Origin of the sequence: Vibrio ostreicida, assembly GCF_013074385.2 — a bacterium.
GTDB classification, from domain to species: domain Bacteria; phylum Pseudomonadota; class Gammaproteobacteria; order Enterobacterales; family Vibrionaceae; genus Vibrio; species Vibrio ostreicida.
Map to the genome: position 1 here is coordinate 24,181 of NZ_JABEYA020000013.1, position 12,997 is coordinate 37,177.

The 12,997-nt window shown below is 44.1% G+C and carries 9 protein-coding genes; 6 read left to right on the top strand and 3 right to left on the bottom strand.

Annotated features, from left to right (window positions below):
- Positions 1-13: 13 nt before the first annotated feature.
- The 3 genes from HLM86_RS15085 to HLM86_RS15095 are packed head-to-tail and all read right to left on the bottom strand — an operon-like array spanning position 14 to position 5,715.
- Positions 14-2,647 (bottom strand): MlaD family protein, encoded by a 2,634-nt coding sequence (locus tag HLM86_RS15085; RefSeq protein ID WP_170883606.1) that lies wholly within the window; start codon positions 2,645-2,647, stop codon positions 14-16.
- A complete protein-coding gene (locus HLM86_RS15090) occupies positions 2,640-3,944 on the bottom strand; it encodes a PqiA/YebS family transporter subunit (protein WP_170883616.1) in 1,305 nt (434 codons plus the stop codon). The genes HLM86_RS15085 and HLM86_RS15090 overlap by 8 nt, the downstream gene beginning before the upstream one ends.
- Positions 3,919-5,715, bottom strand: coding sequence for an ABC transporter ATP-binding protein (locus tag HLM86_RS15095; protein WP_076588056.1), 1,797 nt, complete (start codon positions 5,713-5,715; stop codon positions 3,919-3,921). Before HLM86_RS15095 ends, HLM86_RS15090 begins: the two co-directional genes overlap by 26 nt.
- An 88-nt stretch (positions 5,716-5,803) precedes the next feature.
- Between HLM86_RS15095 and HLM86_RS15100 the strand changes: the two genes are divergently transcribed.
- From HLM86_RS15100 to HLM86_RS15125, 6 genes are all read left to right on the top strand, one after another.
- Positions 5,804-6,277, top strand: coding sequence for a GAF domain-containing protein (locus HLM86_RS15100; protein ID WP_076588053.1), 474 nt, complete (start codon positions 5,804-5,806; stop codon positions 6,275-6,277).
- 98 nt (positions 6,278-6,375) lie between these two features.
- Entirely contained in the window at positions 6,376-7,002 is a 627-nt protein-coding gene (gene proQ / locus HLM86_RS15105) for an RNA chaperone ProQ (RefSeq protein ID WP_076588051.1), read from the top strand.
- A gap of 17 nt (positions 7,003-7,019) precedes the next feature.
- Entirely contained in the window at positions 7,020-9,014 is a 1,995-nt protein-coding gene (prc, locus tag HLM86_RS15110) for a carboxy terminal-processing peptidase (RefSeq protein WP_076588049.1), read from the top strand.
- Between the two features lie 136 nt (positions 9,015-9,150).
- Complete coding sequence (locus HLM86_RS15115) at positions 9,151-9,813, top strand: hypothetical protein (RefSeq protein WP_076588047.1); 663 nt, start codon at positions 9,151-9,153, stop codon at positions 9,811-9,813.
- A 197-nt stretch (positions 9,814-10,010) separates the two neighbouring features.
- On the top strand, positions 10,011-12,617 hold the full coding sequence (gene pepN / locus HLM86_RS15120; RefSeq protein ID WP_170883607.1) for an aminopeptidase N: 2,607 nt from the start codon (positions 10,011-10,013) through the stop codon (positions 12,615-12,617).
- A gap of 102 nt (positions 12,618-12,719) precedes the next feature.
- On the top strand, positions 12,720-12,938 hold the full coding sequence (locus tag HLM86_RS15125) for a DUF2835 domain-containing protein (protein ID WP_076588043.1): 219 nt from the start codon (positions 12,720-12,722) through the stop codon (positions 12,936-12,938).
- Positions 12,939-12,997: the final 59 nt, after the last annotated feature.

Genomic DNA, 12,997 nt, shown 5'->3' on the forward strand with positions numbered 1-12,997 from the left:
GCTGCGTTTTGTCTCAGGGTTTTGGAATGGGCGTCCGCCAGGCTGTCCAACTATCCTGAGGCTCTCGGTAAAGCAAAAAGGATTGGCCTTGTTTCGCGATTGGTTGCAGTGGGGTATTTTGCGGTGTAGAGAACGTAATGCCACCACGAACCAAACTGTCGATAGTTCCTGATTTAATGTTCGCCCCACCCAAGCCTATAGAAACATCGACCCCAGAAGTATTCCAGAACACACTATTTTTTCTGACTAAATAAGCGTAGTTTGGATAAAGAGAAATGGTCGATATGACACGGTCAGCAAACTCTCCCAATTCGACTTTAATCACTTTACCTACTTCGATTTCTCGGTAGAGAATAGGGGTGCCTTTTGCAACCGAGCCACGCGTCTCGCTTTGGAGTGAAAACGTCACACCTTGATCGCTGGGTTGCTCTTTATTTAAGGTGAAAGTGTACTGAGCCTTACCGCTGCCAGGCGACACATTGATGGTTTGTGTTAGCAAGTTTTGTATATTTTTGACTCCGTTAAGGCCAATGCTGGGTTGGGCAATCCAGAAGTAGCTGCTTTCTTTTGCAAGTCTGTCGGCGTACTCTGGCAACATCCGCAACTTAATTTCGACCGTGTCCTGACTGAAATTCGGGATAACCAAGGTCACTTCACCGACCTGAACTCCGTTATATTTTATTGCCGTACCCTTGGCGATGTTGTTTTCGCCGGAAGCCTTGAGGCTAATGACGTGACCAAATTTTCTTGCGGTTTTAAAGTCTGGATAGAGTAGCCATTTTTCGTTCTGTTTATTGTCGACGCCGGGTAATGAATCAAAAGCAATTCCGCCTTGAATTAGCGATTTGAGAGGATCGGCTTTGACGCTAAAACCGGATAGGCTTGCTTCCACTTCAACCCCAGAACGATTCCAAAATACGGTTTGTTCCGTAATCAGGTGCTTGTATTGGTTTTCAATACTGGCGGTAAGAATGACACCCCCATCAACCAGTTGAAAGCCAGAAATACTGCCTACTTGCAAATTGCGATAGAGTAGAGGACTTCCTTTATCTACAGGTGGTAATTCATCGGCATACAGGGTTAACGTTTGTGAGCCCGACATATTGTACTTTGCCAGTTCAGCTAAGGATTTACTCGGATAGAGCGTATAATTGAGCTTCGGCTCTTTTACCCCCTCACTCACGAAGCTGATGGAACCCGTTAACAATTGCTGGGCAGGGGGGACGCTAATGCTTAAACCAGACTCAGTGAGCTCGGCAGTGGCACTGCCCGTTACAAAAAAGCGGTTGAGTGATTTAATTAAGTGAGCGTAGTGTTTGTCTATCAGTACATCTAAATTAACTTGGTCGTCGTCTAAACTGACGTGGGTTACTTCACCGACAGTGAAGCCTCGATAAAGGACATTGGCGCCTACGTCGAGCCCGAAAGAATTTTCCGCCGTAAGAGAAATCGAAATGTACTTCGCTTGTTGTTTATTGAATTCATCTTTCCGAATCGCGGTAAATTGGCGAGAAATATCACCGTCACTAGGGACCAAGGTCAGAAAGTTTCCTTTGACTAAGTTGGAGAGGTTTTCAATGCCTGATAATGTGACTTTGGCTTCTTCCAAAATAAAGGTGCTGCCGGTGGTTAGCATATCTGAGAAAGCGGGCTGGATGGCCGCTGATGCCACAATATTTTCGCGACCGTTGCCCAACTGAAGGTCCGTCACCTGACCAATTTCTAAACCTCGATACATAATGGGAGCGCCAGTCGAATTTATCCTATTGTCATCGGGCAATGAAATTTGAATGGGAATACCACGACCTGCGGTATTCAAATCTGGATAAAGCTTAAACTGAGTATTGACGTTGACGGGTTCACCACCTTCGGGGGAATCGACAGCGATAGAACCTCCAATAAGGGCACTTAAACTGTCCAATTGCACGTCTACACCATCAAACCCAATGTTGGCACCTAGACCGCTGACATTCCAAAAACGGCTTTTATCTGTAATCACCTTGCGGTATTCGTCTTGTATGGAAGCTTGTATAAGGACGTTTTTATTATGATCGTCAAGTTGGTAACTGAACACCTCGCCAATAGGGATTTTACGATAGACAATTTGCGAGCCAATCGATATCCCCCCTAAGTCTCTAGCTTGCAGAGTAATGTTAAGTCCATCGCGTGACAAAATATCAGAAGGCGAACGTTCAAGTGCGGTAAACTTTGTTGCCGGTTCTGATGGGTTATCACTGGGTTGAATTGCGATGTAGTTACCAGAGACTAACGCGTCCAGCCCCGAGATTCCGGATAAGCTCGCAGTCGGCTTTACCATCCAAAAACGAGTTTGTTTGGACAGTAACTTTGTCGCTTCTGGGTAGATATCCGCTTCAACAAAAATACTTTCCAAGTCATCAGAAAGGTTGATTTCTCTGACCATGCCCACTTCCAAACCTTGATATCGAATCGTTGTCCGGCCGGCGATAAGCCCTTGAGCATTAGAAAAGTATATTTGAACTCGCTGACCAGCATCATTAACAGCTTGTACGACTAACCAGCCTGCTAAAATCAAGGTCAACGCAGGTAAGAGCCATAATGGAGATATACCTCTATTGCGTTTGACATCAGGAGAGAAAGGCGGTTGATCAGAAGCAGAATTAGTCATTTAAAGGCTCTTTTTTGTTCGGTGTCTTTGTACTGTACGAGTTTGGTTTGGTATCCCATAGCAATCGTGGGTCGAGACTCTCGGTTGCAAGCATGGTTAATACGACGACAATGCCAAAGGCCACAGCACCATATCCGGGTGTAAAATCAAGTATCTGACCACGGTCAACCAGTGCCATCATGATGGCGATAACGAATAAGTCCAACATAGACCATCGGCCTATCCATTTTATGATGAAGTATAGGGTCATTCTTTGGCGATGAAATGCGTTTTGTTTAAACTGAACAGAAAGCAATATGTAAGCCAAACCAATAATCTTTGCCACTGGAACGATAATACTCGCCACAAAAATGATCAAAGCGATACCCAACATCCCGTTGTTGACCAAATTAGCGATGCCAGAAAGTATAGTATCTTCCAGCCTTTGGCCGTTGGTGATCAAAATGGATATTGGGATCAGATTCGCAGGAATGATAGCAATGGCCGCTGAGATAAGATAAGCCCAGGTGACTTGCGCAGAAAAAGGTTTACGATGATAAATGGGTTTGTGACATCGTATACATTCACGCCGTTCCGGTTGGGAAAGGTGGCAATGGCGGCAATGTAACGATTTTTCGGTAAATTGATAACTGGATTCTGATTCGTAGACTTGCCAGTAGCGTCGTACGCTCACTCTTGATACGAGTAGCACGGTGCTCACTTGAAGCAGAAGGAGCCCGTACAGTCCAATACCGACATGAATATCTGAATAGTCTTGCAGTTTAAAGCATGAGACAGCAACACTGACCAGAAATACGTCGATCATAACCCAGCGCTTAAAATGTTGAACCGTATAAAGCGAGTACTTAAGTAACAAAAAATAACGGTGCTTTAGAGCGATGTGTGCGAATAGAACCGATAAGCTGACCACAAGAGGGGCGATCGAACTACAAAACACAATCAATACGGATAAAAAAATAAAGCCTTCATTAAACAATGCTGTTACGCCGGAAGGAAGCGTGGCATGGATCATCACTCCAAACAGTCTGATACTGATAAAATCGAATAAGTGAGAAGGAACGAACAGCAGAAGACAAGTGAGCGCGACCGCAATATTACCTGATAAAGAAGGAGAGCCTCCCCGATAAAGCAAGGTTCCACACCTTGGGCAGTAGGCACTTTTCCCGCGCTTAACGCTGATCGTGTCTATAGCAAGCTCGCAACCAGAGCATAGGCTTGTATTGTGAGGGTTCGTTGTATCAGGAGGGCTCACATCGCACCCCTTAGGTTGTTCACCCGAGTGACTGCGCGCTCCCATAGAGCGTTTGATATAAGCCATCTTGTTTAACCAACTCAACATGAGTGCCCGCCTGTGTTACTTTTCCGTCTTCTAAAACGTAGATCAAATCAGCTTGCTTTACCGCAGACAGTCGATGAGCAACAATCAGGGTTGTGCGACCATTCAAAAACTGAGTCAAAGCTTCGTGCAATGCTGCTTCGGTTACTGTATCGAGTGCAGAGGTCGCTTCATCTAAAATAACAAACTGTGGATCACTGAGTACCATTCTTGCTATCGCAAGTCGTTGACGTTGTCCACCGGATAGACGAATGCCATTTCGACCTATTTGTGTGTTGAGTCCGTCACTAAGCTGGCTGATGACATCAGGAAGTTGTGCAATCTCTAGAGCGCGCCACAGCTGAGAGTCATCAAAATCTGAGCCAAGAGTGAGATTATGCCTTAAAGTGTCATTAAATAGTATAGGCTGTTGTAATACAACAGCAATTCTATTGCGAATTATATCAAAACCGATATCTTCGGTTGTTTCATTATTGAAACGAATAGAACCTGAATCTTGACGATAAACGCCGATCAACAGCTGGATCAACGTCGATTTTCCGCCGCCACTTGTACCAACCAGAGCGACTTTCTTGCCCGCGGGTATGGACAAACTCAAGTTATTGAGGATTTTTAGCTCATCATTGTAAGAAAAATGGACATTTTCTACGCTTACCTCAACTTGCTTGTTCGTGACAAAAGGGTCCACTTTACTGACAGGGCGGTGCTCCTCTTCGAGAAGGAGTAAGGTATTGATTCGTGAAAGGGCGGCTTTAGCACTGTACCAGGAGAATTGGATCCCGAGCAGTTCTTGCACAGGACCCAACATGAACCACAAGTAGCCAAATACGGCGAATATTTGTCCGATAGTGAGGTCGCTAAACAACACCATTAGCATGGCTACCGCTCTAAAGAGTTCAAATCCCAATAAAAAGAGTAAGAAAGAAACACGACCTGCGGCTTCGGACTGCCAGGCGTACTGGCTAGCATCGAGGCGAACTTGATTGGCTTGGGCCTTTAACTCAGTTAAAAATTCACGCTCTCGATTTGCGGCTCGAAGTTGATAAATACCGTCGAGCGTTTCAACTAGCCTGTTTTGAAATTGTTCGAACGATTGGTTTTCATGTTTTTTAAGGTGTTTGACCCTGCTCCCAAGTTTTCGAGAAAAATAGATGACAACCGGATTAACAAGTAGGATGAAAAGCCCCAAACGCCACTCCAACCAAAGCAACACACCAGCCGTGCCAATAACGGTTAGCAGACTGACTAAAAATTTGCTTAGTGTCGAACCAATAAACTGATCTATGGTCTCAACATCAGTGATTAAGTGAGAATTGATCCCACCACTCCCTCGCGTTTCATACTGTTTGATGCTGATGCGTCCTAGTTTGTCTATCATCCGGCTGCGCATTTGATAAGTGATGGTTTTTGAGACCAGTGTGAATTGGCGGCTTTGCAGTATGTTTAAGGCTTGGCTTATCGATCGCATCGCGATAACCAGAAACAAGGTCAGGAAAATATAGCCCGTTGGCGTTTGCCAACCTCCCGGTAAGACTTTGTCCATCAAGGCTAACCCGTTGCCGGGTTGATCCAACAGGACCTCATCGACCATAAGGGGCATTAAAAGCGGAATAGGCACACTCACAAACGCAGCGATCAAGGCAATAATATTGGCCAACACAAGCTTACTCTTGTGTTTTTTAACTTGAGTTATTAACCAAGAACGGCTAATAGTGTTGGGATTATCAATCATTTTGGTGAGAATGCTTACTATTTAGAGTCGTCAGTCGATTGTACGTCGATTCAAAATAGAAGTCTCCAGTTTTCAAATGGAAGTCAATATGACAATAGAACAATACCATCGCTTGACCAAGCAGGCTTTAGCACTTTTAGAATCAGAAACAGACCTTATTGCTAACTTGGCTAACCTAAGTGCGCTTTTGAACATGGAACTGGAGTCAGTCAACTGGGTCGGAGTGTATTTGTTGCGAGGTGATGAGCTGATTTTGGGGCCGTTTCAAGGCAACCCTGCCTGTACACGAATTCCTATGGGGAAAGGGGTATGTGGTACAGCTGCGTCTGAAAACCGAGTGCAACGGATTCATGATGTTCATCAATTTGAGGGGCATATTGCGTGTGATGCAACAAGTAATTCTGAAATCGTACTTCCTTTTAGTATTAACGGTGAGTTAATTGGCGTAGTGGATATTGATAGTCCAATCGTAGGACGTTTCAGTGAAATCGATGAAGACGGTTTAACATTTTTGGTAAAAGAGGTGGAAAAGCTGCTTAATTCCCACGCTATCAGTGCATAAATTCTAGATTGAGTGTGGTTTTTCGCTTGCAGGTCTCTATAATACCTGAAATATTTGTATTAATGTTTGCGGTACCGCCGCACTAACCAGGACCCCTCATGGAAAACACTGAAAAGTTAAAAAACAGCAAAGAAGTTATCGCGTATATTGCTGAATGTTTCCCTAAATGCTTTACTTTAGAAGGTGAAGCTAAGCCACTTAAAATTGGCATTTTTCAAGATCTTGCTGAACGTCTAAATGAAGATGAAAAAGTAAGTAAAACTCAGTTGCGTGCCGCCTTAAGACAGTACACCTCCTCTTGGCGCTATCTCCATGGTGTAAAACTAGGCGTGAGCCGTGTTGACCTAGATGGTAATGCGGCGGGTGAATTAGAAGAAGAGCACGTTGAACATGCGAAAACGGCTTTAGCGGAAAGTAAAGCCAAGGTTCAGGCTCGTCGTAAAGAGCAAGCACAAAAAGCTCGTGAAGAAGGTAAAGCGAAAGCGAAGCCGGCAAATAAAAAGCCGCAAAACCGCAAGCCACAACAAAATAAAGCTCCAACCAGTAAGCCAGTAGAAACGCGGGCCCTGACTGCCGACGATATGACGGTGGGTAATCAGATAAACGTTAATATGGGCAAAGGAAACATGGCTGCGACTATCGTGGAAATTAATAAGGAAGATGTGCGAGTTCAACTGTCTAATGGCCTACAAATGGTCGTGAAAGCGGAGCACCTGCGCGCTTAAAGGAGATACTCCTAAGCATGAAATGCCGTTCAAAACTGTCGCTGATTGCTGCTAGCCTCTTGCTAGCAGCACCCATAGCGAATGCTCTTGAAGCAAAAATCAATCTTGAGGACTTACCTGTCCTTGTCCCAGAAACTCAATATATTACGGCAAGTAAACGTGTTGAAGATAAGCTAACAAGCTCGCATTACAAGCACATAAAGCTCAACGATGCCTTCTCACAGAAAATCTTCTGGCGCTACGTTGAGTCACTGGATTACAGTCGCAATGTGTTTACCCAAGTTGATATCGACTCGTTCAAAAAGTGGTCATCAGGTATTGATGACCAGCTCAAGTCTGGTCAAACTCAAATCGCTTTTGACCTCTATAACGCTTCAATGAAACGTCGTTATGAACGATTTGCCTACGCTTTATCTCTACTCGACAAAGAGATGGATTTTAAGGTCGATGAAAGTGTTGAACTTGATCGCCGAGAGATGCCATGGGCCAAAGATACTGCGGAGCTCGATGAACTTTGGAGAAAGCGCGTTAAGTATGACGCTTTGAACCTAAAACTTGCTGGGAAAGATTGGCCAGCCATTAAAGAAGTTTTGGGGAAACGTTACAATAATGCGTTGAAACGCCTTAGCCAAACTCATAACGAAGATGCCTTTCAGCTTTACATGAATGCCTTTACCCGGGCAATCGACCCTCATACCACTTATCTTTCTCCTCAGAGCGCAGAAAAGTTCCAAACCGATATGAATCTCTCATTGGAAGGGATCGGTGCTGTGTTGCAGATGACAGATGATTATACGGTCATTCGTTCACTTGTTGTGGGAGGTCCTGCTTCTAACAGTAAGCAACTCGCGGAAGGAGACAAGATTATCGGTGTGGGCCAAGATAAAGAAGACATCGTTGATGTTATCGGATGGCGCCTTGATGATGTTGTTAAGCTTATCAAAGGGCCAAAAGGCACTAAGGTTTACCTGCAAATTTTGTCTGAAGGTAAGGATGCCAAAGCGGATGTTATTACGATCGTCCGAGATAAGATCCGTCTTGAAGATCGTGCCGTTAAATCTGAAGTGATTGAACGCGGTGACAAAAAGATAGGTGTCCTTTCAGTGCCTAGCTTTTATGTTGGACTTGCCAAAGATACCGATCAGTTATTAGCTGAGCTTAAACAACAACAAGTTGATGGTATTGTGGTTGATCTGCGTAATAATGGTGGAGGTGCGTTGACGGAAGCGTCTGCCCTGACGGGATTGTTCATTGCAAGCGGGCCCGTTGTTCAGGTACGTGACAGCTACGGTCGAATCAATGTCAAAGGAGATTTTGACGACAAGCTTAGCTACGATGGCCCTATGACGGTATTGATTAATCGCAACAGTGCTTCCGCGTCAGAAATATTCGCTGCCGCACTGCAAGATTACGGCCGCGCGATTATCTTAGGTGAGAACTCATTTGGTAAGGGAACGGTGCAACAACATTTGAGGCTGAGCAAGCTGTTCGATTTGTTCGATAAACAGTTGGGCGCAGTTCAATATACCATACAAAAATTCTATCGGATTGATGGTGGTAGCACACAGCTTAAAGGTGTTAAACCGGATATTGCTTTCCCAACCCTGATTGATCCTGATGAAACGGGTGAAAGTGTTGAAGATAATGCATTGCCTTGGGACAGGATAGCCAAAGCAAAGTATCAGGTGTTACAGCGTAACGAAAAGCAGATCGCCATGCTTAATACCCAGCATCAGGCACGTATTGCTGACGATCTAGAATTTCAGTTCATTGCTGAAGATATCGCTCAGTATAAAGCTGACAAAGACGACAACACATTGTCTTTGAATGAGAAAGTGCGAAAGCAGGAAAGCGACGATGCAGATAAATTGCGTTTGCAACGCATAAACTTGCGTCAGAAAGCAAAGGATGCAGAGCCATTCACTACGTTAGATGACGTACCGAAAGATTACGAGAGACCGGATGTCTACTTGGATGAAGCGGTAGCGATTACGGTTGATAGTTTGAAATAAACTAAAATCATACAGATAAAAGCGAGCCCTTTGATGGCTCGCTTTTTTGTTCGTCACTATGACGTGATACAGATCAAAAAATTTCGCTTAATTGGGCATCGGCACCTACGCTTAAATAAAAGAGTGAGGGCGTGCTATGAAGTGGTTTACGTTTTTATTTGCTTGCTTTAGCTTGGCGGCATTTGCTAATGAAATAAGAGACAATCGAGATTTGACCCAGTTTGACCAGCCTTTTTTGCTGGGTGATTGGTACCTTGTTAATCCAAACCCAGAGCAATCAGAAGAAAACTTTTTAGCCATTAAGCTCAGTCTCGATTCTAACTACAGCTTCAAAATAGACATTCAAAAAAGAGACTACTCTGTTGATCACTGGGAAGGAGGGTATGCCGCCAATGATGATACCCTGATTCTGGGTGTTAACACATCAGAGCCTCAGATCTATGACTACAGCAGTAATCATAATATGCTCAATCTCAATGGCGTCACCTTTACTAAAGCTCTCTCAAACTCTCTCGCTGGGATGTGGTCCAGCGATCAGCTGGGAGGAGAGGATATCGTTCACAGTAAGGTCCAGCAAGTCGACCTCATTTTGCAACCTGACTTTGTGTTTATGTTTAGAGTGAGTAATGATCAAGGTGATGAAGCGGTACATAAAGGTGTTTACTATACAGAGGGCGAGCACCTCGTGCTTCTGTATGAACACGGAGAGCATGAGACAAAATACAGTCTTAATAGCGACATCCTGACACTTGAGATGGAAGAAGGCTCGATGTATGCGGTATTGAATCGAGTCAGATGACCTAGGATATTATTGGTGATGATCTAACCAAACAGATTCCGTTTGAATTAAAACATCTTTGAAAAGCGAGGTATTGAGACATCATGCCTCGTTTTTTTAATGGTGTAGAGGTAAGCTAGCAGCCAATTGATAAGGGACGATCTGTTATAACCCAGTGTAACCGTCCTGTTATTCTCTACCGTCAGAAGGATTCAGACATGGCACATACCCCTCAAGCCAAATACCGCAAAGACTATACACCGCCATCACATCAAATATCAGCGATTGACTTAACATTTGATTTGCACGACCAGTCTACGACGGTTACTGCTACCTCACAGATCCATCAATTGGGAGACCAATCGACGTTGACACTTGATGGAGAGAATCTGAAATTGGTGAGTATTCAGGTGAACAATGAAGTGTGGACACGATTTGAAGAACATGAAGGCGTTCTCATTATCTCCTCGTTGCCACAAGCGTTTACCCTAGAGATTGTTACGGAAATCAACCCAGAAGAAAATACAGCACTTGAAGGGCTGTATAAGTCGGGAGGCGCGTTTTGTACACAGTGTGAAGCAGAAGGTTTCCGTCGCATCACATACTATTTGGACCGGCCAGATGTGTTGGCAAAGTTCACGACTAAGGTCATTGCCGATAAAAAGGAATACCCATTTTTGTTGAGTAATGGCAATCGGATGAGTCAAGGTGAACTTGAAGGGGGGCGTCATTGGGTACAATGGCAAGACCCTCATCCGAAACCCGCCTATCTCTTTGCATTGGTTGCAGGCGATTTTGATGTACTTAGTGATACCTACGTAACCAAATCTGGGCGTAACATCGAGTTAGAAATTTTTGTTGATAAAGGCAATTTGGATAGAGCACCACACGCGATGACATCGCTTATCAACTCAATGAACTGGGATGAAGAGCGCTTTGGTCTCGAGTACGATCTCGATATCTATATGATAGTCGCCGTTGATTTCTTTAATATGGGGGCGATGGAAAACAAAGGTCTTAACATCTTTAATTCCAAATTTGTGCTGGCCAATGAGAAAACGGCAACCGATACCGATTATCTTGGTATCGAAGCCGTGATTGGGCACGAATATTTCCACAACTGGACGGGTAACAGAGTCACTTGCCGAGATTGGTTCCAACTCAGCCTTAAAGAAGGATTAACGGTATTTCGTGATCAGGAGTTCTCTTCTGACTTAGGATCTCGAGCGGTGAATCGGATCAATAACGTACGTATCATTCGTGGCCCTCAGTTTGCAGAAGACGCCAGTCCAATGTCACACCCGATCCGGCCTGAGCAAGTTATAGAAATGAATAACTTTTATACCCTGACAGTCTATGAAAAGGGCAGTGAAGTGATCAGAATGATGCACACACTCTTGGGTGAAGAACGATTTCAAAGCGGCATGAAGCTGTATTTTGAGCGGCATGATGGTACGGCTGCCACGTGTGAAGATTTTGTTGCTGCAATGGAACAGGCATCCGGCGTTGATTTGAATCAGTTCAGGCTTTGGTATAGCCAGTCTGGCACGCCGACGGTGTCTGTCACGAGTGAATACAATGCGACAGAGCAAACGTATTCTTTAACCGTCTCTCAAATGACGGAACCAACTCATGATCAAGAGCAAAAGCAAGCGTTACACATTCCATTTGATGTGGAACTGTACACTGCTAACGGTGATATTATCGAGTTACGCTGTAATGGAGAGGGGGTAAATCATGTACTCAATGTCACTGAAAACCATCAAACGTTCGTATTTGAGAATGTTTCTGAAGAGCCCATTCCTTCTTTATTCCGCGAATTTTCTGCACCAGTAAAATTAGACTATCACTACAGTGATGATGAGTTGGCGTTCCTTATGATCCATGCACGTAATGACTTTGCGCGTTGGGATGCTGGCCAAATACTGTTAGCGAAATATATTCGTAGCAATGTAGAGGCTGTTCAGAGCGGACAAGAAGTTACACTGTCACCTTTGCTGATCGACGCATTCCGTGGTGTCCTTCTTTCGGATCGCTTAGAGCCTGCTTTTATTGCCGAAATGATGGCGCTGCCAAGTCATAACGAAGTGTCCGGTTGGTATAAACAGGTTGATGTGGATGCGATTGCCAGTGTACTTAAAGCCATCAAAGTTAAATTAGCCACTGAGCTTGAAGATGAATTGAGCGCGTTATACTTCAGCTTAAAGCAAGCTGATTACATGGTTGACCATGCATCTATCGGTCAACGCTCGTTACGAAATACCGCGTTAGCGTATCTTGCTTATACTCAAAGAGGTAATGAACTCGTTGAGCAGCAGTATTTTGATGCCAATAACATGACAGATACCATGGCGGCAATGAGTGCTGCAAATAGCGCTCAACTTGCCTGTCGTGAAACCTTGATGGCGGATTACAGTGCTCAGTGGAAACATGATGGTTTAGTGATGGATAAATGGTTTGCGTTGCAAGGAATGAATCCAGCGGAAAATGCGTTATCTGTGATTCAGCAGACAATGCAACATTCAGCCTTTAGCTTGAAAAACCCCAATCGTACACGCAGCCTGATCGGTTCATTTGTTAATATGAATCCGGTGAACTTTCACGCTAAGTCTGGACATGGCTATCGATTTGCGGGTGAAATACTAAGGGAACTGAACCACAGTAATCCGCAGGTTGCTTCACGTTTGATTGATCCTTTGCTCAAATTTCGTCGATATGATCACGATCGTCAATTGCTTATTAAGGCAGAGCTTGAGACACTAAAATCAATGGATGGCTTAGCGAAAGATTTGTTCGAGAAGGTTAACAAAGCCCTCGAAGCTTAGGTCGGCAGCAGCGTATGAAACAGTAGTACTGCACGTGCTACTGTTTATTTATACAGTACTTTTGTGCTAACAATAGAATCGTTACTTTTTTAATCACTTTTGATGAAGCATTACTATTTTACTCTCAATATTTCTTACCAATCTTTCATTGCGCACTACAGTGGTGCGGCAAGCCATGTTCTCGCCATCACAGATCAAGGGTTACGGCTTCAATTACCCGCTTCTCGATTCCGGCCATTTCTTAGTCAAATTGGCTTAAAAGGACGCTTTCGTTTAACAACTGACCAAAACAACAAGTTTATAAAGTTGGAAGTTCTGTGAACACCTGATTTTATAGGAGTTTAAATAGTACATTAGTCACATTCTTAAACATTTCACCT

Excerpts from the sequence above, each read along its gene's own strand:
- HLM86_RS15085 (WP_170883606.1), bottom strand. The coding sequence starts at position 2,647 with ATGACTAATTCTGCTTCTGATCAACCGCCTTTCTCTCCTGATGTCAAA.
- HLM86_RS15090 (WP_170883616.1), bottom strand. The coding sequence starts at position 3,944 with ATGGGAGCGCGCAGTCACTCGGGTGAACAACCTAAGGGGTGCGATGTG.
- HLM86_RS15095 (WP_076588056.1), bottom strand. The coding sequence starts at position 5,715 with ATGATTGATAATCCCAACACTATTAGCCGTTCTTGGTTAATAACTCAA.
- HLM86_RS15100 (WP_076588053.1), top strand. The coding sequence starts at position 5,804 with ATGACAATAGAACAATACCATCGCTTGACCAAGCAGGCTTTAGCACTT.
- proQ (WP_076588051.1), top strand. The coding sequence starts at position 6,376 with ATGGAAAACACTGAAAAGTTAAAAAACAGCAAAGAAGTTATCGCGTAT.
- prc (WP_076588049.1), top strand. The coding sequence starts at position 7,020 with ATGAAATGCCGTTCAAAACTGTCGCTGATTGCTGCTAGCCTCTTGCTA.
- HLM86_RS15115 (WP_076588047.1), top strand. The coding sequence starts at position 9,151 with ATGAAGTGGTTTACGTTTTTATTTGCTTGCTTTAGCTTGGCGGCATTT.
- pepN (WP_170883607.1), top strand. The coding sequence starts at position 10,011 with ATGGCACATACCCCTCAAGCCAAATACCGCAAAGACTATACACCGCCA.
- HLM86_RS15125 (WP_076588043.1), top strand. The coding sequence starts at position 12,720 with ATGAAGCATTACTATTTTACTCTCAATATTTCTTACCAATCTTTCATT.